The organism is Arthrobacter sp. B2060, assembly GCF_059090445.1.
On record NZ_JBNHFR010000017.1, the window covers coordinates 18,796 to 37,272 of the forward strand.

The following is an 18,477-nucleotide window of genomic DNA, read 5'->3' on the forward strand; positions in this document are numbered from 1 at the left end:
TCACGCCGGCGGCCGGGCAGGCGGTCCCGGCCGCCAGCCCTTGCGGAAGGAAGCACATGCGCCAGCATGAGCAGCGGCACAGAATCGTCGTAGGCCTCGGTTTCGGGGACGAGGCGAAGGGCAGCACGGTGGACTACCTCTGCTCCCTTGGCGGTGTCTCCAGTGTGGTGCGCTTCAACGGGGGCGGTCAGGCGGCCCACAACGTGATTGTCGACGGCCAGCACCACACCTTCCGGCAGTTTGGCTCCGGGACCCTCGCCGGCGTCCCCACCTTCCTGAGCCGCTTCTTCCTCATAAACCCGTGGCAGCTGGCCGCGGAGTCGGAAGATCTCGGCGGGCTCGGCGTCGTCGACCCGCTCGGCTTGATCACTGTGAGCCCCGAGGCCCTCGTGATAACCCCGGTGCACATTGCCGCAAACCGCGCCCGAGAGGATCTCCGAGGTGCCGACCGCCATGGATCCTGCGGGCTCGGGATCGGTGAGACGGTCTGGTACGACCTCGCCACCCGGCAGGGGCTGGCGGCCGGGGCCACCCTCTTCGACATCACGGCCTTAGTGCCGGCCACCGAGCCAGCCCTGCGTGTGAAGGACTGCTTCGACCCGCAGGCCCTGCGGGACCGGCTCATGGCCCTGACCGCGTTTTATGCCCCGCTGATCACCGGAGGCCGTCACGAGCACCCGACGGTGCGGGAGATGGCGCTCGACCTGATGGAGTTCGTCAGGGCCGTGAAGGTCCGTGACGACGCCGGGTACATCCGTGCCCTGGCGCTGGACGGCTCGCTGGTCTTCGAGGGGGCGCAGGGTGTGCTCCTGGACGAGTGGCGAGGCTTCCATCCTCACACCACCTGGAGCTCCACCCTGCCGCTGAATGCCCAAGCGCTCCTTGCCGAGGCAGGGCAGCCACGGGCCGAGGTGGTCGGGGTCCTGCGCGCGTACGGCACCCGTCACGGCGCCGGGCCGTTTCCGACTGAAGACCCAGCCCTGGCGGCAGCTCTGCCGGAGCCGCACAACGGCGAGGGCCGCTACCAAGGCGCTTGGCGGACCGGTCATCTCGACCTTGTGGCGCTGCGCTACGCCGCCGAGGTTTGCCGGGAGCACGGCGGTCTGGACGCCCTCGCCCTGACCCACGTGGACACGCTCGCGGCGCAGGAGGGGAACGTGAAGGTGGCCCTCCGGTACGACGGCATCGCCGAACCGTTCCCCCTCGGGGACTATCAGGACCTGGCACACCAGGAGAAGCTGATGATGTCCGCCCAGGCCGCGGCCCCGGTGCTGGAGCCTCTCATCCCAGCTGAAGTACTCGGGCTGGTGCAGCACGTGCTCGGCGCGCCGGTATGCATTGTCGCCCATGGGCCGCGCCGGGAGGACAGAAGGACGCCTTAGTCGGTCCACGCCCACACGGCGCCAGGGCGACCGGTATGGCTGGGGGCGGTTTTCCCGTCAACCTGCTCGAGCCCTTCGAGGGCGGCCAGCCTGCGGTTCAGGTTGCCGCGGTTTGGCTCCCTCCCGGTGAGCGAGGCGGTAATCCGGACGGCGGCCCGAACGGGGAACGTCGGCCCGGTAAGCGCACGGGTGAAGTTCAGGTCATCCCAGAGCATCCGGGCAAGCAGCGGCCGGGCATCGTGGACGATGCGGTTGTGGTCGAACGCCAGTTCCGGCGGAGCATCGATGTCCACCCATTGGGCGGTCTCCAAGATATGGGCGTCCGCCCGGATACCGGCCCACACGGCGATGGAGAGGGTTGGTCCGCGCGGGTCTCGGTTCGGCTCGTCGAACGTGACCAGTTGCCCAATGCCGAGCACGTCACGTTCCTCGAGGCCAGCCTTAAGGAGGGCTCGGATGGCTGCTTCAGTGATCCTTTCGCCTCGGCCGAGCAGGACGCCGGGAAGTGCAAGACTACCTGCGAACGGCTCGAATGGGCGCTCATGGGCGAGCAGATGAACTCTCTCCCCGTCGTGCTGCAGGCGCAGACCGAGGACGTCGACAGAGACGAGGGACGACTCATGCTGCTGCGCCTGTTCACTCATAGTTCTACTCTAGTGGACTAGAACTGTAGCAAAAATGCAGCCCTTGAATCACTGCTGCCCTTGAACGTCTGATCGCTGCAGGGATAGCATTGCCGGCACCGGCGCCGGCGTCGATTGCCCACCGGATACTGATTCGATCAGATCGGGGAGACGGCATGGGCGAGACAAGTGCAGAGACGCCATCAGCAGACCTGATGGTCGACCTGATCATCAGCCTGGATGGGTATGCCTCGGCCGAAGGATGGCCCGGCTGGTGGGGTGTTGAGGGGCCGGAATACCTGGCCTGGCTCGAGGACGAGGGGGAGAAGAGCTACACCTTCCTTCTCGGGGCGAACACATACCGGCTGATGTCCAGCATGTCAGAGGAGGCCGCGGCCGGTGACTCGGGATTCTCCGAGGACGAGGGGGCCAGCCTGACCGGCCTTGCCGCCGTTCCCAAGATCGTCTTCTCCTCCACCCTGCAGGCGCCCCTGACCTGGCCGAACTCGGAGCTTGTCGCCGGGGACGCTGTCGAGGCCGTGACGGAGCTGAAGCGAACGAAGACCGGGTCCTTGAGCACTCTCGGCAGCCTCAGCCTCTGCCGGTCGCTGCTGTCCGCTGGCCTCGTGGACCGGTTCAGGGTGGTCGTCTTCCCTGTGATCACGGGCCGCACAGGCCGGGAGCGGATCTATGACGGCTATCCGGACGTCTCGCTGCAGATGGTGGACAGCAGGACCTTCGACGGCAGGCTCCAGCTGCTCGAGTACGTCCCCACCGTGCTCAACGGTCCGCCGCCCAGCCGTTCGACGTAAGGAGGCCTTCGGGTACCCCTCTCAAGGAGGACTCCCTCCGGCCGCGGATGCATGGTGTTGTTGGTAGTCATGCAAGACATTCCACAGCCAAATGAGACCGGACGGGCAGGCCGGCCTTATCTCGTCCTGTCCGTCAACAGAAGAAGAATGTGGTCTCTGCTGCCCTAGTCGCCAGCGTCATATCGCCCCTTTGGCGACGGACATGTACGTCCCCGCTTTCCCGATGGTTGCCCGCGATCTCGGGGCGAGTGCGACCGAGGTCCAGCTCAAGCTGACCACCTTCTTTGCCGGAATGGGCCTAGGTCAGCTTGTCCGCGGCCCCTTTTCCGATCAGCGGGGACGCCGCTGGCCTTTGCTGGCGAGCACGGTCCTGGTCTTTATTGCCTCCATTCTGTGCGCGCTGGCACCGACCGCAGGGGCGATGATGGCCGCCCGCTTTGTCCAAGGCTTCGCCGGCGGCTGGGCGATGGTGATTGGCATGTGCTGGGCAATCGCGAATACCTCGGATACATGATGGTCAGCGCGGCCGCGATGATCGCCCTTTCGCCTACGTTGCGACGTCCGCGTTCGTCCTTCAGTCCATGAACGGGCTATCGCCACTGGTTTACTCGGTGGTGTTCGCGGGCAACGCCGGCGCGGCAGCCATCGCCGCCCTCGTGTCTGCCCGTCTCGCCGGCCGTGTTTCAACACCGAAGGTCATTGTGGTCGCCTGATCATCGACCTCGTTGCGGGGGTGGTGATGCTTGCCAGCGCTTTGTGGCTTGGTACGCCATTGTGGGCTGCCCTGGGGTGCTTCCTGGCCGTGATGGTGGCGCAAGGGCTTCTGGGCGCCAACGGCGGAGCGCTCGCCGCAGCCGCTGTTCCGGATCATCCGGGAACGGGCTCGGCGGTCCTCGGCATGACGCAGTGGGTCATCGCAGGTATCGCCGCGCCCGTCGGACGCCGAGCAATCCTGCCGCGGCCCCTGCCCAGGCACTATCGGTCACCTCATCTGGACCGCTCTAGCCCTTTCGGCGCAGTTCGGCCTGTTTCACGAGTTCGGTCAGCCATGGCCTGTGTCCTTGGTGGAAGACCATCCCGTCCGGAAGGCCCTGAACGGCGGGGACGGAATCGGCAATGTCGATGGTGATGCGGCCGCCGGCCATAGGCGCGTTGCTAATGTGCAGGTCGCCGTAGGACTCGGGCAGCACCGGGTCCATCCAGAAGCCGCCCTGGGATACATGCGCGTCGTACCGCATGAGGCTGGTCACCAGCTGGATCGGCGTGGTTGCCGCCCAGGCCTGGGGCGAACATGCCGTCGGATAGGGGACCGGTTCGGCGAACTGCTCGCGGTCGAAGCCGCAGAACAGCTCCGGCAGCCGTCCGTCCGAGAACTCGGCGGCGTCCAAGAGTGCCGTGGCAATGCGCTGCGCCTCCCCCACGAAACCATAGCGCAGCAGACCGGCAGCGATTACCGCGTTGTCGTGCGGCCAGACGGACCCGTTGTGGTAGCTCGCGGGGTTGTAAGCCCCCATGTCGCTTGCGAGCGTCCGGACGCCCCAGCCACTGAACATTTCCGGGGACATCAGCCTTTCGGCCACCAGCGGCGCCTTGTCCTCATCCACAAGGCCGACCCACAGGCAGTGGCCCATATTGGACGCACAGGCATCGACCTGCCGTTTCTTTCCGTCCAGGGCGATCGCGTAATACCCGCGGTCCGGCATCCAGAACTGCTCATTAAACCGCTTCTTCAACTGGGCCGCCTGGTCGGAGAGCTGGGCACCCAACGCGACGTCGCCGGCGTCGTACGCTATCCAGGCGCGCGCCATGTAGGCATCGTAGACATAGGCCTGGACTTCGCAGAGCGCAATGGGGGGCTCAGCCATGCGGCCGTCGGCGAAGTTGATCCCGTCCCAGGAGTCCTTCCAGCCCTGGTTGATGAGCCCCTGGGGGTTCAGGCGCTCATACTCGACAAATCCGTCGCCGTCCTTGTCGCCATAGTTGTGGATCCAGTCCAGGGCGCGGTCTGCATGGGGCAGCAGCTCGGCGATGGTTTCGGCGGCAAAGCCCCAGCGGCTCACCGAGCCCAGCACCACCACGAACAGCGGGGTCGCGTCGACGCTTCCGTAGTAGATGTTCTTACCGCCCAGGGAGAGTCCGCTGGAGACGTCGAGCCTTACTTCGTGCAGGATTTTGCCCGGTTCCTCCTCGCTCAATGGATCCACCACGCTGCCTTGGCGGTCCGCCAGCGTTTGCAATGTGCCCAGTGCCAGGGACGGATCAACCGGCATGGACATTTCCGATGCCCACAGAGAGTCCCGGCCGAACAGGGTCATGAACCACGGCGCGCCGGCTGCCACCACGACGCGTTCCGGATAGTTCGGGTCTTCGATGCGAAGGGCGCCCAGGTCGTCGTAGCTGCGCCGCAGGGTTCGTTCAATGGCATGGTTACCCATTTGAAGCTTGGGAATCTTGGCAACCCATTCCTGCCGGCGGCGGTCCCGGGGGGAAAGCTGTTCCCCTTCGGTGTGGAGGAACGACGGCGGGGGAGGACTCGCCGCCTCGGTGCTGGGCACGGCTGTAAGGACCGTGCTCCACTGGCTGTGGGGTCCGACAGAAATGCGGTACGTCAACGCGTCCTGCGTGACGTCGGCACCAGGGGCCTGGACCAGAATGCCCTTCCGGACGTCTTGCCAGACTCCGCGAATCGTCATGGAATCGCCGTCCACGTGCCGGGTTTCTTCCCAACGCCCCTTTATCCGTGCTTCCTTAACCTCGAAAAGATCTGCGAAATCCGCTTCAGGCTTTACCGAGAGCACGCATTCAGCCGGTTCCGTGGAGTAATTGCGTATCGTAACCTGCTCCTGGATGCCCGCCCCGACTTCCCGCAAGCGCTCCACGATCAGCGGGCTGTCCGCATATCCATCCGTGCGGGGAACACGCCCGGCAAACAGCGCCCGGTAGGGTTCCTTTGCTTCCGCCGCCAACGATTCAAGCGGCTGCCCATTAACAGTCAGGCACCAGCGGGACAGGATGCGCGTGTCCTGGAAAAAAACTCCGTGCGGATATTCGGGATGGATGTCTCCATTGGGTAGGGAGATGCAGAAGGATGTCCCTTCCACCAGGGTTACAGTTCCGGCCCCCACGGGTCCGGCAGCAGTGTCAGCGTTCCATCCAGCCATCCCGGCTCCTTCAAGAAAACACCGGCAGCGCGCCCGTAACGATGGCCGTTCCGTGGCTCGTGCTGCCCGCCTGCCATAGAAACTACTCCCGCTCCGCCCATGGCGCCAGAGATTCGATGGGGCCAGGATTCCCGGCCCTGTGTCATTCCACGCCTTGGCGGCGCAGGGTATTTCGAACCGGCATGGCTGAGGCCGCAAAATTGGGTCTATCGTAGATTGTTTACAATCTGTAGGATAAGAACGTGCTCTTCCAATGACGGCAGGCACAGCAGCACAGGGCGCAGCCTGTGGTCAGTACTCGCTTGGAGGAATGAAATGAAGAAAAGGCCGATTGCTACACTGCCGAGCTATTATTCCCCCCTGACGTCCAGCACGGGGCATCACTGCCCGATCACTGGCTGGTGGCGTTCGGCTGAAGACGTGGAGCCGAGGTTCATCTCCGAGGGCGACATGATGCCTGCGGCCAACGGCACGCCAACGCAATGGACCCTCCACCTGCAGAGGGGAACGCGAAACCACGGATTTGTCCCTGAATCACTGCTGACTCACTGAGCTGAGGGATCGCCTCCACGGGCTGACTATCCTCTCAGGCTGCACATGTCCTCACCGCTACGGTGTGTTGCACGCCGCCGGGCTCTTCACCTCGAACCATGCACGCACCGACTCTCGGCAGCCGCGGCTGGACTTCTAGGTTAAGTCTGTTCGTCGGCCGTGGGGCGAACGCACCATCTGCAAGGCCAGGATGACAATGAGGCAGTTTGCGGCTGGGGCCAATGGGCTGGGAGGTCGTTCCTGTGCCGGGTCGGGTGAGCTTCCGGTTTTAGGGTCGGCCCTCTGTTGGGCTGCGGCCGCGCCGGCGTCTGGCTGCGAAGTAGGCCAGAGAGGCCATAGCGGCAATGAAGAACACAGTAGCGAGAAGGTAGTCGGCAATCAGCATCATCCAGAAGCCGCACAGCAGCAGCGCCGGCGGGAGGAGGATGGCCGTTGCCCAGAATGCCTTGCCTTGGTGCGGTCCGGTTCCGTCCGTGATTCCTTCGGGCGGATTTTCCTGGTTGTTGGGTTCAGAGTTCATACTGGTTTCCGTGCCGAGGGGTAGCGTTCGGGAGCCCGGGTGCGGTGCCGTCGTTCGGAATCGTCGGGCGGATCCGTAACGATGATAGTGGCGTGACCGTCATGCTGGTGTCCGGGTCAGAAGGACCTGGGAGGACGGGCCGCTGCGGCGGTGGATGGGTGCTCTATGGCCAGGACCGAGATGTCGATGCGCCCGGGGCTGAGGCCGGTGTAGCTGATGGTCCGGGCGATCTGCTCCCGCACTGCCTGAGCAACGTTCAGGGCTGCGAAGGCGATATCGGTGGCGATGTCGAGCTGGACGTCGGCGATGCCGTTGTGGACGGTGACGAAGACGCCGTCGTGCCGGGCGGGAGTCGTGCTGGTGTCTGTCCTGCGGAGATTCTGGATTGTTCCTTTTCCCAGGTGAGTGAGAAGGTTTTTCAGGGTCGGTTCGAGCCGGAGGACACCTGGTATATCGAGGGCGGTGCGGGCAGCAAGGTCAGCAATGAGGTGGCTGCTGATCAGCCGGGCTTCGAGGGGACGCTCAGACATCGTAGAAATCCTCCACGGTGATGTTGACGGCTCCAGCGTTGAGTCCGACGTGTGCTGTGATCATGCCGATGATCCGCTGACGCAGCAGCTCCGCGGTTCCGGGGATGTCGGTGCCGGAGGCCACGGCGATTCGAAGGTCCACCGAGATGCCGGCGGTCCCGGCCGAGCGGGGGTCGTCCGCGGTATCCGGGTCAGGACGGACGCGGCAGCGACGGCCTCGTACTCCCGGAAGGGCATCGGCGCCAAACCAAATGACTGAAGTGATGGCTTGTTCGCTGATCGCGACGCCCCCTTGGCCAGACCGGTAGACGGGAAGCCGGTTGCCCCTCCGGACTTCGGCCCGGGCCACGTTCATGATGGCGTCCTTGACGGCGTGATGAGGCTGCAGGGAGACGTCTTCTGCATCGTTGTCCCGAAGCGTGCGGGCGGCCTCCGCGAGCTTCGCCAGGCTTTCCCGTGCCGTCCGGCACAGGGCGCAGCCGATTTCGTGGGCGGTGGGGGGCTGGCTGATGGTTGCCCAGACCTCGTCGATGCTGCGGCCACAGCCCAGGCGAGGGTTGGTTTCGTCTATTGCCATTGACCCATCCTTTTCGCGAGTTGTGCGCGTGCTCTGGCGAGGCGGCCTCTGACCGTCGGTTCACTGACCTTCAGCGTTGCGGCTATTTCAGCGTAGCTGCGTTCGTGGATTTCCCGCAGGAGCCAGCAGGCGCGCTGCCCGGGCGGGAGCGTTAGCAGCGCTGCGGCCAGGCCGTCGAACTCGCAGGAGATTTCCGCTTCGCGGGCGGGATCGCCTCCGGCTCCCCGTCCTGTGAAGGAATCCGCGGTTGATTGCAGAGTTACCGGTTCCTGGACGACCTCCGCCTGCCTGGACCGTCGACGCAGACTGTCCAGGCAGCGGTTGGTGGCCATCTGGTATAGCCATCCACTGAAAGCCTGCACGCTTGTCAGCAGCGGCAGCTTTCTCCAGCAGGCCACCAAGGTGTCCTGCACGACGTCTTCGGCCTCTCCCCGGTCATGGAGCATCCGGAAAGCCAGACGGAAAAGTCTGCCCTGATACGCCTCGACGAGGTATTCGAAGGCGTCCAGGTTGCCGTCCTGTGCCCGGGCGACGACGGTCGCCTCGTCAAGATCCTCGGGCCGGGTCAGGACAACGGGTTCACGCTCATTCATCGTCACCGCGATCCCCTTTTGCCCCCGAACCGCGCCACCCGGGTTCCGGGGCTTACGACCTATATTTTCAGATGGGGCCGGTCATGGGAATGCCCGGTGCGGGGGAAGCAGGGGACGAAACAGTTTGCCTTTCCGCGTGACGTTTGGCAGTGACGTGCGTCTTTAACCGTGTAGGCAAAATCGCATCGGTTGATTGAGGAGATGGTTCCCGTGACAGAAGCCCCGCAGCTCCAAGGACAGTCCGGAGACATGGTGGCAACCCAGGAGGAGCAGAAACGGAACGCCCCCGTTGAGACGCGCCGAACGACTGACCTGCTGCACACGGACCGGGGGGATACCACCATTGAGGAAACCGTGGTCCAGAAGCTGGCCGGCATGGCCACGCGTGAAGTTCCCGGCGTGTATGCGATGGGCAGCGCTGCCCGGCGCGCGTTCGGCGCGATGACCGAGCGCATTCCCGGTTCCCAGACAAATGTCAGCGGCGGGGTGAGCGTGGAGAAGGGCGAACGCCAGACCGCCATCGACTTGAGCATCGTCGTCGAGTACGGAACCTCCATTGTCGAGGTAAGCCAGGGTATCCGGCGCAATGTCATCCAATCGGTGGAGCGCGCGACCGGTCTGGAGGTACTGGAAGTGAATGTCCACGTCACCGATGTTCATCTGCCCGAGGATGAGCGGCCCGAAGAAGACACCAGGAAGCCCCTGGAGTAACCACATCACCCGCTCCGCCCCTCTTTCGGGCGGGAACCGATTTTGGAAGGAGTGCCCCATGTCCACTACACGATGGTGTCTGGCCATCGGTCTGGTATTAGGAATCGTTTTGTCCTTCGGAGGTTTTACAGCCCTGCTGATAGCGGTCCTCTTTGGCCTCATCGGGCTCGTAGTGGGCCGTATTGCGGAAGGGAAACTGGACCTGCAGGCACTGTTCGGCAAAGCATCCAGCCGATGAATACCCCCGCAGCACCTGCTGGCTCCCGGGACCTGGATTCGCGGGGGCGCACTGTCCTTGACCGGAAGGTGGTGGAGAAGATCGCCAGTCAGGTCGCCAGCGAAGAGTCCTTTGCCGGCGGGTCCTCAGGCGGTTTTCTGGGCATCGGAGCACATTCGGACTTTTCCGCCCGACCCAAAGTCACGGTGGAGCTGGCAGGCAATATCGCCGCCCTCAGCGTGGAAATAGGGCTGCTCTACCCGGTACCGCTGCGCCAGGTAACCGAACAGCTGCGCCGCCGGATCAGCGAACGCGTCACCGCCCTGACCGGGGTGGAGGTACGCCAGATCGACATCACAGTGTCCTGGCTGAAATCTGCCGATGAAACCACCGGCCGCCGGAGGCTGTTATGAGCCGGCACGATGGGAAAGCCACACCCCTGCGGCACCGTCCAAGCCGGGCTGTTCCTGCCATGATCCTGGGAACGCTGCTTCTGGCCGCCGGCGCGGCAATGGTATGGGCGGCAGTGGCCCGGCTGGTCACGGGATCATGGCCGGTGTATCTGGCCGGCTCCCGGGACTGGCTGACCGGTTTGACCTGGAATGATCCGGGAGTCTGGGCCGTGGGGGCTGCGGCGACGGTCGTGGGAGTCGTCCTGCTGGCGGCAGCACTGGTTCCGGGCCGCTTTAACGCCCTGCGGCTGCAGGCGCCCGGGGACGTTGGACAGATCCCGGTGGCGGGCGCGCAGGAGATTGTTATGACGCGACGGGCCGTTGCGCGCTACGCGGCGGCGCAATGTGAACTCGTCGACGGCGTCCGTTCAGCATCGGCCACGGCCTCGGCACGCGCGGTCCACCTGAACGTGACCACCGCTCTGCACGAAACAGGGGAGCTGCGCGGCCGTGTCATTGCCGTGGTCAGGGAACGCCTGGCCGGTACCGGGCTCAACCCAGTCCCGAAGGTCACCGCGTCCGTCCGGTCTAAGGAATGACCGCGGCAACCCTCCTCCCGCATTCCCGAAAGAAGGCACCCATGCGACACCACGCCGGAGCGTTGAACCGCACCTGGCTGCTCATCCTTGGCGTTCTCGCCCTGGCCGGCGGCGTCCTGATATTGCTGGTCGCCAGCGGAACGCTGCACGCCATGAACCCCGCAACGGCCACTGCAGAGAGTCCCGTCGTGACAGGGGACCTGCAAACACTCTTCTGGCCCGCTAATGTTACGGCCATTGTCCTGGTGGCCGGGGTTCTCATGGGCGCCCTGGGATTGTTGTGGATCCTGGCACAGATTCCACGAAAGAATCCCGCCGACAGGTACCGGCTGCATCAGAACCCCGCCTCCGGAACCACGCTATGTGATGCCTCGGTGCTGGGCGCCGCGGTGGAAAACCAGATCAATACCCTGCCCTGGGTTGTGGGTTCCTCGGCGCTGCTGCGCGGCACCGCCATGGAACCGGATCTCACGATGAAAGTCACGGTTACCAGCCGCGCCGACATCCAGGACGTCCTCCACAGAATCAACACCAGGGTCATTCCGGACCTCTCCACGTCTTTGGAGACACCGCTGCGGCGAACAGGAATCCAGCTCGAAGTCAGCGGCCGCAACGCCATTGCCGGCACCACCGTGGCGACCACCGGAACCGTCATCTACTAAGAACACGTCCGCTCGATGGTGCACTGTTCCGGCCCGGGCTCTGCGCGTATGCCCGGATGGTGTTCGTGGACTGGGCAGAACCCATCAGGCAGTGAAGGTAGGGCGGCTCGGATCAGCTTCGAACCGCATTAGGCTCCGACTGAAAGCAGAAGCTTCGGAGGCTGGCGCCCTTCCGTTCAGGTGAATAAGTCACTCTCAAATACACGTCAAAACCGGTAGTGGGGGCGATCCCGACGCAGACCGGCACGCTGACGTGCCGCGGACCGCGGTCTTCATGACCTGGCCGAGGGCCAGCAGCTCGGGTTCGTGGTTGCTGGACAGAGCCACCAGGCCACACTCCCTGGCCCTTGGCGCGCGCCTGAACGATGGCTCGCCCATCGGGATGCCGGGGGGCCTTCGCTTCCGGCGACTGGGTCACCGACACAATCAAGGCTTCAGCCCACATCGCGGCAGTAGAGCTGATCCTTTTGTTTGTCCCCGACGATGACGCGGGCGCGGCCTCTTGAGACCGCGCCCGCTGACGTAGCCGCCATTGGTTGCGGTTACGTCTCCTGGTTTAGACGTTTCGTTGTGAAGCTGGGGGCATACGGCAGCTTCAACTGCAGCCACGAGAGATTGGACGTCGGTTTCGGTGGTGTCCCAGGAGCACATCCACCGGACTTCGCCGCGCGCTTGGTCCCAGTCATAGAAGCGGAAGGATTCCCGGACCTTCGCGGCTGCCCCGGGTGGAAGGACGGCAAAGACGCCATTGGACTGTGTTGCTTGCGTCAGCGAGACGCCGTCAATGGCCGAGATTCCTTCGCGAAGACGTTGAGCCATCTCATTGGCGTGACTGGCTGACCGCAGCCACAACCCATCCGTTAGCAGGGCGACCAGTTGCGCAGAGACGAAACGCATTTTTGAGGCAAGCTGCATGTTCATCTTCCGCAGGTAGGTCATGCCTGGGTCGGACTGTGGGTTGAGCCAGATAACAGCTTCACCGAACAGCAGCCCGTTTTTGGTGCCGCCAAAAGACAGGACGTCGACACCGACGTCGGTGGTAAATGCCCGCAAAGGAAGCCCGAGATGCGCTGCAGCGTTGGCCAGCCTTGCTCCGTCCAGGTGCAGTTTCATTCCCTTCGCATGGACGTGCTCAGCGATCCGTTGGATTTCTTCCGGCGTGTAGCAGGTGCCGAGTTCGGTGGTCTGGGTGATCGATACGACCAGTGGTTGCGCCCGGTGCTCGTCTCCCCAGCCCCAGGCTTCGGCGTCGATCAATTCCGGGGTGAGTTTGCCATCCGGTGTGGGGATCGGGAGGAGCTTTATTCCGCCAATCCGTTCCGGGGCGCCGTTTTCGTCGGTATTGATATGGGCCGTTGCTGCGCAGATCACAGCGCCCCAGCGCGGGAGCAGGGCTTGCAGGGCGAGGACGTTGGCCCCTGTTCCATTGAAGACCGGATATGCGGTAGCAGTTGTCCCGAAGTGGGACTGGATGACTTCTTGAAGCGCCGCTGAGTAGACATCTTCGCCGTATGCGGTGACGTGGCCTTCGTTGGCTGCCTGAACTGCTTCCATGATTTCGGGGTGGGCCCCGGCGTAGTTATCCGAGGCGAAGCCCCGGTATGTCGGGTCGTGCAGGCGCCCTGCCAGTACCTGCGGGTCGCCTCCTTTGGTATCGACGCTGACGCTCATGCCGGTGCTCCCACGAGGTGGCCGGCCGTGAGGGGCAAGCGCTGCCCGTTGATCTGTTTCGCCTCAAGGTCGAAGATCCGCTGTACAGCGTCGGCAAGGACACTGACATCGGTGAAGCCCGGAAATTTCCGTTCCGGCTGGGCTGCGCGCATCCGGTCATCGACCAGAGCCTTGACGACGAAGACCAGGGCGGCTGACTGCTGCATGGAGAGGGGGCTTTCGCTTCCTCCCTGCAGGTGCCGGAATCCGTCGGCCACGGCCAGGGTCCATGCCTCGGCGGCGGACTTGACGGCGGCATAGGCGGCACCGTCCGCTGTCGGCGAGGAAGCGGACTGTGCGGAAACGATGGCCAGGCGACCCACAGGGGACGTAGCCAAGTCATCGTAATACGCGCGGCTGGTGTTCCTCAGGGTGGTGAGGACGCTGGTGTGCAGGAAATCCCAGTCTTCATCCGTCTGGCCCTTAATGCCGGTACCGCCTCGCCACCCTCCTACGAGGTGGATAAGGCCGTCCACGGGACCCAGGTCGTTCCGGACAGACGTCGCCAACTCCTCAACGGCTTGAAGGTCCGCGAGGTTGCAGACGTAGCCCGTGACGTTGTCGTACGCTGCAAAGAGCTCCTGCACTCGGTCCTCAAGAATGTCCACGGCGGCCACGCGTGCCCCTGCTTGCGAAAGGGTGCGGACTACCGCGACGCCGGCAGCGCTTGTCGAACCGGCGACGACGACCGTACGCCCCGAGAGATCCTGGCTCATGCGCCCGCCTCGCCCTCAGTGTTCACAGGGCTCTTACCGGTGATCCCGGCAGTTGACTCAATGACCGAGGACATCTTCTTCTCCAGTGCCTCGTAGAACATCGACAGCGGGAATTCGTCATCAAGGACCTGGTCCGTCAGACCCCGGGGAGGGCCGTCGAGGGGAAGGGCCTCCGGCCCCTTGGCCCACAGGGAGGCCGGGTGCGGGGTGAGGGTTTCCGAGACGAGCTCGTAGGCAGCCAGCCAATGCGCGGTCTTCGGCCGGTCGATTGAACGCCAGTAGAGTTCCTCGATGCGGAGACCCAGCTCGATGACCACGCCGGCGACGTCCTTCCAGTCTATGCTCAACTTTCCATCGGTCCAGTGCAGGACCCGGTGCTGGTGCATCCATGCGAACAACAATTGGCCGCCCACGGCGTCGTAGTTACGGACCCGGTCCCCGGTAATCGCGAAGCGGAAAATGCGGTCGAAGATCACGGCGTACTGGACCAGCTTGGCGTGCTTGCGGGCGTCCTCCGAAGCCGTCTCGTCCCGCTCGACGAGGACTGATTCGCGGAAGGCGGTCAGGTCACAGCGGAGTTCCTCCAGGGAGTACAGGAAATACGGCATCCGCTGCTTGATCATGAACGGGTCAAAGGGCAGGTCACCGCGCATGTGGGTCCGGTCATGGATCAGATCCCACATCACGAAGGTCTTCTCCGTGAGGTGCTGGTCGTCGATGAGTTCCGCGGCATCAGCCGGCAGGTCGAGGGAAGTGATGTCGGCAGCAGCTTTTAGGACGCGACGGAACCGGGCAGCTTCGCGGTCCGCGAAGATGCCTCCCCAGGTGAAGGAAGGGGTGCTCCGGACCGCTACGCTCTCGGGGAAGAGAACTGCGGAGTTCGTGTCATAGCCGGGCGTGAAATCGACGAAGCTGATGGGGACGAACAGCTTGTTGGAGTAGTTTGCTGCCTCCAGTTCAGCGACGAAAGAAGGCCAAATGACCTCGATGAGGACGGCCTCGAAGTAGCGGTTGGTGCTGCCGTTCTGCGTGTACATAGGGAACACAACGAGGTGCGGCAGCCCATCGATGCGCCACTGCTCGGGGTGGAAGGCCACCAATGAGTCGAGGAAATCAGGGACGACAAAGCCTTCGGACGCCCACCGCTGGAAGTCCTGCACAAGCAGTTCAAGGTAGTCCGCGTCGTGGGGGAGGTGGGGCCGCAGGTCGTTGATCGAGTCAGCAATGATGCCGACATTCCGGCGGGCCTGGTCATGGTCAGCGGGTTCCGGAACGGAACCGTCCTGCACTTGAACCTGCTGCAGTCCGATGACGGCTGCCCTCAGGGCCTGCCATGCCGGGAGCGCCTTGAGGTCTTCTGCCCGGGTGATTGTCACTTCCGGGTTTGCGATTACAGACATACTCGTTCCTTCCGTTGAGGGGATTCCTGAAGAAGCTAGCAGTGCGTAAGCATCCGTGAAGAGTTTTTCCAATATGCATAAGAAATACTTTTGCTGGAGCCGCATCTTCACTGCTATGACTGCGCCTGACCTTAAGGTCGGGTGGCTTTGGGGCATCCCAGAAGCGGGCGCATTTGCCCATCAGCGAGGCCCGGTGTGCCCTCATCCGATCCAACTCGACGAGTTGGGCAACCGGTGGACGAGATGCCCCGACACCTCATGTGCATCTGCACCCCGGCATGATTCGCTTAGCGCCAGCAACCTGCCATAGCAGATCGTCAGTGCTCCTTACTCACCGATGGGGATCAAATCAGTAGCTCTTATCCTCACGTCGAGTAACCCGTGCCTATTCGTAAGGACTTGACCGGTCGGACGTGCAACATTCGCCACGCCAAAGGTCGCTTCCTTCACGTGTGTTAGCTTGATCACCGTCCTTCCCGGCCCGGGGGCTCGGAAGGCTCAAATCCACCGCAGCTACCTTTTCGGAGGCACCATGGGACTTGGCTCCCACACGCAAATAAGTGATCGGGCATTTGCTCCCGACATCCCTGAAACCGGTCTTTGCTCCGATTCAGGACTGTTTCTTAGCTCGGGGTCCACCACCACGCAGGCAGCACCGCGCTGGAGCGTCATGGCCTACCTGCTCGACACAGCAGTCGCAGAAGCCTGTACTGGTCGAGCCGCTGGTGGCACCGGGAACACGACCCGACTCGCAGCGATACCCCTCGGTGGTGTTGCATGACACCACCAAGCCGAACTTTCGCAGACATCAAACCCGAAACAGCACAACAGGGTTCCTCCCTTGCGATAGGGGCAGATCGCGCTTCCGGCGAAATCAGCAACGAGCTCAAGCGCGGGCTAAGCAGCCGCCACCTGCAGATGATCGCCATCGGCGGTGCGATCGGTACCGGGCTGTTCGTGGCCTCGGGCAGCACCATTTCCCAGGCGGGTCCCGGGGGTGCGTTGGTCGCTTACGCGCTGGTCGGGCTGATGGTATTCCTGTTGATGCAGTCACTGGGCGAGATGTCGGCCAGAATTCCGGTCGCCGGTTCTTTCCAGTCTTTTGCCACCCGTTTCGTCTCCCCTTCCTTTGGGTTCGCGATCGGCTGGAACTATTGGTTCAACTGGGCCATCACTGTGGCCGCCGAGCTGGTCGCGGCCGGAATCATCATGGACTTCTGGTTTCCGGGGGTCCCAGGATGGGTGTGGGCCGGGATCTTCCTGCTCGTGTTGACCGGGCTCAATGCACTCTCGGCGAAGTCCTTTGGTGAGTCGGAGTTCTGGCTCTCCCTGATCAAGGTCAGCGCAGTGGTGCTCTTCCTGATCGCCGGCGTGCTGATGATTTTCGGCATCCTCGGGGATAACTCTCCGGGGCTGAGCAACTGGGAAAACCGCGATGACGTGTTCCATGGGGGTTGGGTCTCGATTATCTCGGTCTTCATGGTTGCCGGATTCTCGTTCCAGGGCACCGAGCTCGTGGGAGTCGCCGCAGGCGAAGCCAAGAACCCGCGTCGCGAGGTGCCGAAGGCTATCCGCACTGTCTTTTGGCGCATCATGCTTTTCTACATTGGTGCCATCTTTATCATCGGCTGCCTGATCCCGTTCACCGATCCGAGCCTGCTGGCCTCCGGCGAGTCCGATATTGCAGCATCGCCGTTTACCTTGGTCTTCTCTCGCGCCGGAATCGCCTTCGCAGCGGCCTTGATGAACGCCGTGATCCTGACCGCAATCCTGTCCGCGGGCAACTCCGGACTATATGCCTCCACTCGGATGCTTTACGCCATGGCCCATGACGGCATGGCCCCGAAGATCTTCGGCCGGACCAATGCGCGTGGTGTGCCGATCGCGGCGTTGCTGGCGACCGCAGCCGTGGGACTCTTCGGGTTCCTCTCCGCGATCGTCGGTCAGGGCGCAGCCTACTCTTGGCTGCTGAACATGTCAGGGCTATGCGGCTTCATCGTCTGGGCGGGAATCGCGGTCTCCCACTACCGTTTCAGGCGCGGATTCCTGGCCCAGGGAAACAAAGTCAGCGACCTGCCGTACAAAGCATCCTTGTTCCCCATTGGCCCACTGCTGGCCTTCGCCCTGCTGATACTGGTAATTGCGGGACAGAACTACGAGGCTGTGCTTGCGGGACGGACCATCGAGGTGCTTTCCTCCTACATCGGGTTGCCAGTCTTCATCGCTCTATGGCTGGCTCACCGCTTCGTCACCAAGTCAAAAGTGGTGCCGCTGCTCGCGATGGATCTCACAGCACCTAAGGACCTCGAGGACGAACCCAGGAGCGGCACTCAGGCCCCGCTGTAGCCGAGGAGCAGAAGGGCTAAAACGCGGGATCTAGACCAGAAAGTGGGAAGCCGGGTGAGAATTGCAGCCGGCTTCCCTCTTCCCCAGGTCAAAAGCGACCGATTCTGACCCACCCTCGGCCAGCACCCAAAATCTGGATTTGATCGAGATTGTTGCTCACCAGCTGCGACCGGGGCCTGGGGGAGCGTCTTTCAGCGGCGTCTGTCCTGGCTAGCTGGCTGGTTTTAGTGCGGTCCGCCAGGCGCCGACGGCTTTGGCGGTGCTGAAGGTCCAGGTGGCGGTGCCGGCGGCGCCGGCGGTTGCCTGGGTCCTGTCGGCCTGTTCGGCGATCTGCCCGCCGGTGGCTTCCCACCGCTCCGTCCATCCCGTCGGTGGCGTCGCTGCCGGGTTGGAGCTGTCAAACCCCAGGCCGCCGATCAGCATCGCACCGTTGCTCGCTGTGGTGATGCCCGGAACGGTGATGCTGGTGGCCGTGTAACTGGTGTTGACGGCGGTGGCCACGGCACTGTCCAGCGGTGTGGTGGTGTTGACGCCGGTGTACGCGGTGATGCCGCCGCCCCACTTCACGGCCTTGCTCAGCGTCCAGGTATAGGTTCCCGGATCCGAGGCACCGACGACGCGGTAGTAGGCGAACACCTTCGCCCCGGCCGTGGAGGAGCTGGCTATGCTCAAGCCGTTGACGATCGCGGTCCAGCCCGCAGGGACAGCCACCGTGGGATTCTGGTCCGCCGTGAAGGAGGCGACCAGGACATCCCCGGCCGTCCTGCCCGCGGGCGCTGCCAGTGCCACCGTGGTGGTGGCCGTGGAGGTATTCGTTGTCGTTGAACTCCGGGCAGTGATCCCCGACGCCGGCGGGGCCGGCGGATTAACCGTGATCGTCGCGGTCGCGGAGGTCGAGCCTCCGCCGTTCGTCGCGGTCAGCCTCGCCGTGAACGTCCCCGCCGCGGTGTACGTGTGGGAAGGGTTCCGCTCCG

Annotated in this window: 20 protein-coding genes and 1 pseudogene; 10 read left to right on the plus strand and 11 right to left on the minus strand. The window is 63.7% G+C overall.

Annotation, left to right across the window (positions count from 1 at the left end; translation table 11 throughout):
• The first annotated feature begins 56 nt into the window (after positions 1 to 56).
• The gene (locus tag AC5RUM_RS21020; protein ID WP_494036766.1) at positions 57 to 1,382 is read left to right on the plus strand and encodes an adenylosuccinate synthetase; all 1,326 of its coding nucleotides are present in this window, start codon (positions 57 to 59) and stop codon (positions 1,380 to 1,382) included.
• Here the strand turns inward: AC5RUM_RS21020 and AC5RUM_RS21025 are convergent.
• A complete protein-coding gene (locus tag AC5RUM_RS21025; RefSeq protein WP_494036767.1) occupies positions 1,379 to 2,026 on the minus strand; it encodes a hypothetical protein in 648 nt (215 codons plus the stop codon). The two genes, AC5RUM_RS21020 and AC5RUM_RS21025, sit on opposite strands and share 4 nt — an antisense overlap.
• A gap of 155 nt (positions 2,027 to 2,181) precedes the next feature.
• Between AC5RUM_RS21025 and AC5RUM_RS21030 the strand changes: the two genes are divergently transcribed.
• From AC5RUM_RS21030 to AC5RUM_RS21040, 3 genes are all read left to right on the plus strand, one after another.
• Positions 2,182 to 2,817, plus strand: coding sequence for a dihydrofolate reductase family protein (locus AC5RUM_RS21030; protein ID WP_494036768.1), 636 nt, complete (start codon positions 2,182 to 2,184; stop codon positions 2,815 to 2,817).
• A 91-nt stretch (positions 2,818 to 2,908) separates the two neighbouring features.
• Positions 2,909 to 3,331, plus strand: a complete 423-nt coding sequence (locus AC5RUM_RS21035) for an MFS transporter (RefSeq protein WP_494036769.1) — start codon at positions 2,909 to 2,911, stop codon at positions 3,329 to 3,331.
• Positions 3,332 to 3,398: 67 nt separating this feature from the next.
• Complete coding sequence (locus AC5RUM_RS21040; protein ID WP_494036770.1) at positions 3,399 to 3,530, plus strand: hypothetical protein; 132 nt, start codon at positions 3,399 to 3,401, stop codon at positions 3,528 to 3,530.
• Between the two features lie 288 nt (positions 3,531 to 3,818).
• Here AC5RUM_RS21040 and AC5RUM_RS21045 read toward each other — a convergent pair whose 3' ends face one another.
• From AC5RUM_RS21045 to AC5RUM_RS21065, 5 genes are all read right to left on the minus strand, one after another.
• Positions 3,819 to 5,978, minus strand: coding sequence for an amylo-alpha-1,6-glucosidase (locus AC5RUM_RS21045; RefSeq protein WP_494036771.1), 2,160 nt, complete (start codon positions 5,976 to 5,978; stop codon positions 3,819 to 3,821).
• An 820-nt stretch (positions 5,979 to 6,798) separates the two neighbouring features.
• Positions 6,799 to 7,050: a hypothetical protein gene (locus AC5RUM_RS21050; RefSeq protein ID WP_494036772.1), complete on the minus strand. Its 252-nt coding sequence runs from the start codon at positions 7,048 to 7,050 to the stop codon at positions 6,799 to 6,801.
• A gap of 116 nt (positions 7,051 to 7,166) precedes the next feature.
• Positions 7,167 to 7,580, minus strand: coding sequence for an Asp23/Gls24 family envelope stress response protein (locus AC5RUM_RS21055; protein WP_494036773.1), 414 nt, complete (start codon positions 7,578 to 7,580; stop codon positions 7,167 to 7,169).
• Entirely contained in the window at positions 7,573 to 8,157 is a 585-nt protein-coding gene (locus AC5RUM_RS21060) for an Asp23/Gls24 family envelope stress response protein (protein ID WP_494036774.1), read from the minus strand. Before AC5RUM_RS21060 ends, AC5RUM_RS21055 begins: the two co-directional genes overlap by 8 nt.
• Positions 8,148 to 8,750, minus strand: a complete 603-nt coding sequence (locus tag AC5RUM_RS21065; RefSeq protein ID WP_494036784.1) for an RNA polymerase sigma factor — start codon at positions 8,748 to 8,750, stop codon at positions 8,148 to 8,150. The genes AC5RUM_RS21060 and AC5RUM_RS21065 overlap by 10 nt, the downstream gene beginning before the upstream one ends.
• Before the next feature lie 249 nt (positions 8,751 to 8,999).
• Between AC5RUM_RS21065 and AC5RUM_RS21070 the strand changes: the two genes are divergently transcribed.
• From AC5RUM_RS21070 to AC5RUM_RS21090, 5 genes are read left to right on the plus strand one after another with little or no spacing between them, the layout of a single operon-like run.
• The gene (locus AC5RUM_RS21070; RefSeq protein ID WP_494036785.1) at positions 9,000 to 9,461 is read left to right on the plus strand and encodes an Asp23/Gls24 family envelope stress response protein; all 462 of its coding nucleotides are present in this window, start codon (positions 9,000 to 9,002) and stop codon (positions 9,459 to 9,461) included.
• Between the two features lie 58 nt (positions 9,462 to 9,519).
• Positions 9,520 to 9,699, plus strand: coding sequence for a hypothetical protein (locus AC5RUM_RS21075; protein WP_494036775.1), 180 nt, complete (start codon positions 9,520 to 9,522; stop codon positions 9,697 to 9,699).
• Positions 9,696 to 10,091, plus strand: a complete 396-nt coding sequence (locus tag AC5RUM_RS21080; RefSeq protein ID WP_494036776.1) for an Asp23/Gls24 family envelope stress response protein — start codon at positions 9,696 to 9,698, stop codon at positions 10,089 to 10,091. The genes AC5RUM_RS21075 and AC5RUM_RS21080 overlap by 4 nt, the downstream gene beginning before the upstream one ends.
• Positions 10,088 to 10,669 (plus strand): DUF6286 domain-containing protein, encoded by a 582-nt coding sequence (locus tag AC5RUM_RS21085; RefSeq protein ID WP_494036777.1) that lies wholly within the window; start codon positions 10,088 to 10,090, stop codon positions 10,667 to 10,669. The genes AC5RUM_RS21080 and AC5RUM_RS21085 overlap by 4 nt, the downstream gene beginning before the upstream one ends.
• Before the next feature lie 41 nt (positions 10,670 to 10,710).
• Positions 10,711 to 11,331: an Asp23/Gls24 family envelope stress response protein gene (locus AC5RUM_RS21090; RefSeq protein ID WP_494036778.1), complete on the plus strand. Its 621-nt coding sequence runs from the start codon at positions 10,711 to 10,713 to the stop codon at positions 11,329 to 11,331.
• 217 nt (positions 11,332 to 11,548) lie between these two features.
• Here the strand turns inward: AC5RUM_RS21090 and AC5RUM_RS21095 are convergent.
• The 4 genes and pseudogenes from AC5RUM_RS21095 to AC5RUM_RS21110 form a co-directional block, all read right to left on the minus strand.
• Positions 11,549 to 11,752: pseudogene (locus AC5RUM_RS21095) on the minus strand (Y-family DNA polymerase); the annotation flags it as partial.
• 5 nt (positions 11,753 to 11,757) lie between these two features.
• Positions 11,758 to 13,002 carry a threonine aldolase family protein gene (locus AC5RUM_RS21100; protein ID WP_494036779.1) on the minus strand — a complete coding sequence of 415 codons (1,245 nt, stop codon included), beginning with the start codon at positions 13,000 to 13,002 and terminating at the stop codon, positions 11,758 to 11,760.
• Complete coding sequence (locus AC5RUM_RS21105) at positions 12,999 to 13,757, minus strand: SDR family NAD(P)-dependent oxidoreductase (protein ID WP_494036780.1); 759 nt, start codon at positions 13,755 to 13,757, stop codon at positions 12,999 to 13,001. The genes AC5RUM_RS21100 and AC5RUM_RS21105 overlap by 4 nt, the downstream gene beginning before the upstream one ends.
• Entirely contained in the window at positions 13,754 to 15,157 is a 1,404-nt protein-coding gene (locus AC5RUM_RS21110; RefSeq protein WP_494036781.1) for a DUF6421 family protein, read from the minus strand. The genes AC5RUM_RS21105 and AC5RUM_RS21110 overlap by 4 nt, the downstream gene beginning before the upstream one ends.
• 777 nt (positions 15,158 to 15,934) lie before the next feature.
• Here AC5RUM_RS21110 and AC5RUM_RS21115 point away from each other — a divergent pair.
• Positions 15,935 to 17,503, plus strand: coding sequence for an amino acid permease (locus AC5RUM_RS21115; protein WP_494036782.1), 1,569 nt, complete (start codon positions 15,935 to 15,937; stop codon positions 17,501 to 17,503).
• Between the two features lie 210 nt (positions 17,504 to 17,713).
• Here the strand turns inward: AC5RUM_RS21115 and AC5RUM_RS21120 are convergent, their stop codons facing one another.
• Positions 17,714 to 18,175 (minus strand): hypothetical protein, encoded by a 462-nt coding sequence (locus AC5RUM_RS21120; RefSeq protein ID WP_494036786.1) that lies wholly within the window; start codon positions 18,173 to 18,175, stop codon positions 17,714 to 17,716.
• Between the last annotated feature and the right edge of the window lie 302 nt (positions 18,176 to 18,477).

Coding starts and splice junctions, on each gene's coding strand:
- AC5RUM_RS21020 (WP_494036766.1), top strand. CDS start 57: ATGCGCCAGCATGAGCAGCGGCACAGAATCGTCGTAGGCCTCGGTTTC.
- AC5RUM_RS21025 (WP_494036767.1), bottom strand. CDS start 2,026: ATGAGTGAACAGGCGCAGCAGCATGAGTCGTCCCTCGTCTCTGTCGAC.
- AC5RUM_RS21030 (WP_494036768.1), top strand. CDS start 2,182: ATGGGCGAGACAAGTGCAGAGACGCCATCAGCAGACCTGATGGTCGAC.
- AC5RUM_RS21035 (WP_494036769.1), top strand. CDS start 2,909: ATGAGACCGGACGGGCAGGCCGGCCTTATCTCGTCCTGTCCGTCAACA.
- AC5RUM_RS21040 (WP_494036770.1), top strand. CDS start 3,399: ATGAACGGGCTATCGCCACTGGTTTACTCGGTGGTGTTCGCGGGCAAC.
- AC5RUM_RS21045 (WP_494036771.1), bottom strand. CDS start 5,978: ATGGCTGGATGGAACGCTGACACTGCTGCCGGACCCGTGGGGGCCGGA.
- AC5RUM_RS21050 (WP_494036772.1), bottom strand. CDS start 7,050: ATGAACTCTGAACCCAACAACCAGGAAAATCCGCCCGAAGGAATCACG.
- AC5RUM_RS21055 (WP_494036773.1), bottom strand. CDS start 7,580: ATGTCTGAGCGTCCCCTCGAAGCCCGGCTGATCAGCAGCCACCTCATT.
- AC5RUM_RS21060 (WP_494036774.1), bottom strand. CDS start 8,157: ATGGCAATAGACGAAACCAACCCTCGCCTGGGCTGTGGCCGCAGCATC.
- AC5RUM_RS21065 (WP_494036784.1), bottom strand. CDS start 8,750: ATGAATGAGCGTGAACCCGTTGTCCTGACCCGGCCCGAGGATCTTGAC.
- AC5RUM_RS21070 (WP_494036785.1), top strand. CDS start 9,000: ATGGTGGCAACCCAGGAGGAGCAGAAACGGAACGCCCCCGTTGAGACG.
- AC5RUM_RS21075 (WP_494036775.1), top strand. CDS start 9,520: ATGTCCACTACACGATGGTGTCTGGCCATCGGTCTGGTATTAGGAATC.
- AC5RUM_RS21080 (WP_494036776.1), top strand. CDS start 9,696: ATGAATACCCCCGCAGCACCTGCTGGCTCCCGGGACCTGGATTCGCGG.
- AC5RUM_RS21085 (WP_494036777.1), top strand. CDS start 10,088: ATGAGCCGGCACGATGGGAAAGCCACACCCCTGCGGCACCGTCCAAGC.
- AC5RUM_RS21090 (WP_494036778.1), top strand. CDS start 10,711: ATGCGACACCACGCCGGAGCGTTGAACCGCACCTGGCTGCTCATCCTT.
- AC5RUM_RS21100 (WP_494036779.1), bottom strand. CDS start 13,002: ATGAGCGTCAGCGTCGATACCAAAGGAGGCGACCCGCAGGTACTGGCA.
- AC5RUM_RS21105 (WP_494036780.1), bottom strand. CDS start 13,757: ATGAGCCAGGATCTCTCGGGGCGTACGGTCGTCGTCGCCGGTTCGACA.
- AC5RUM_RS21110 (WP_494036781.1), bottom strand. CDS start 15,157: ATGTCTGTAATCGCAAACCCGGAAGTGACAATCACCCGGGCAGAAGAC.
- AC5RUM_RS21115 (WP_494036782.1), top strand. CDS start 15,935: ATGACACCACCAAGCCGAACTTTCGCAGACATCAAACCCGAAACAGCA.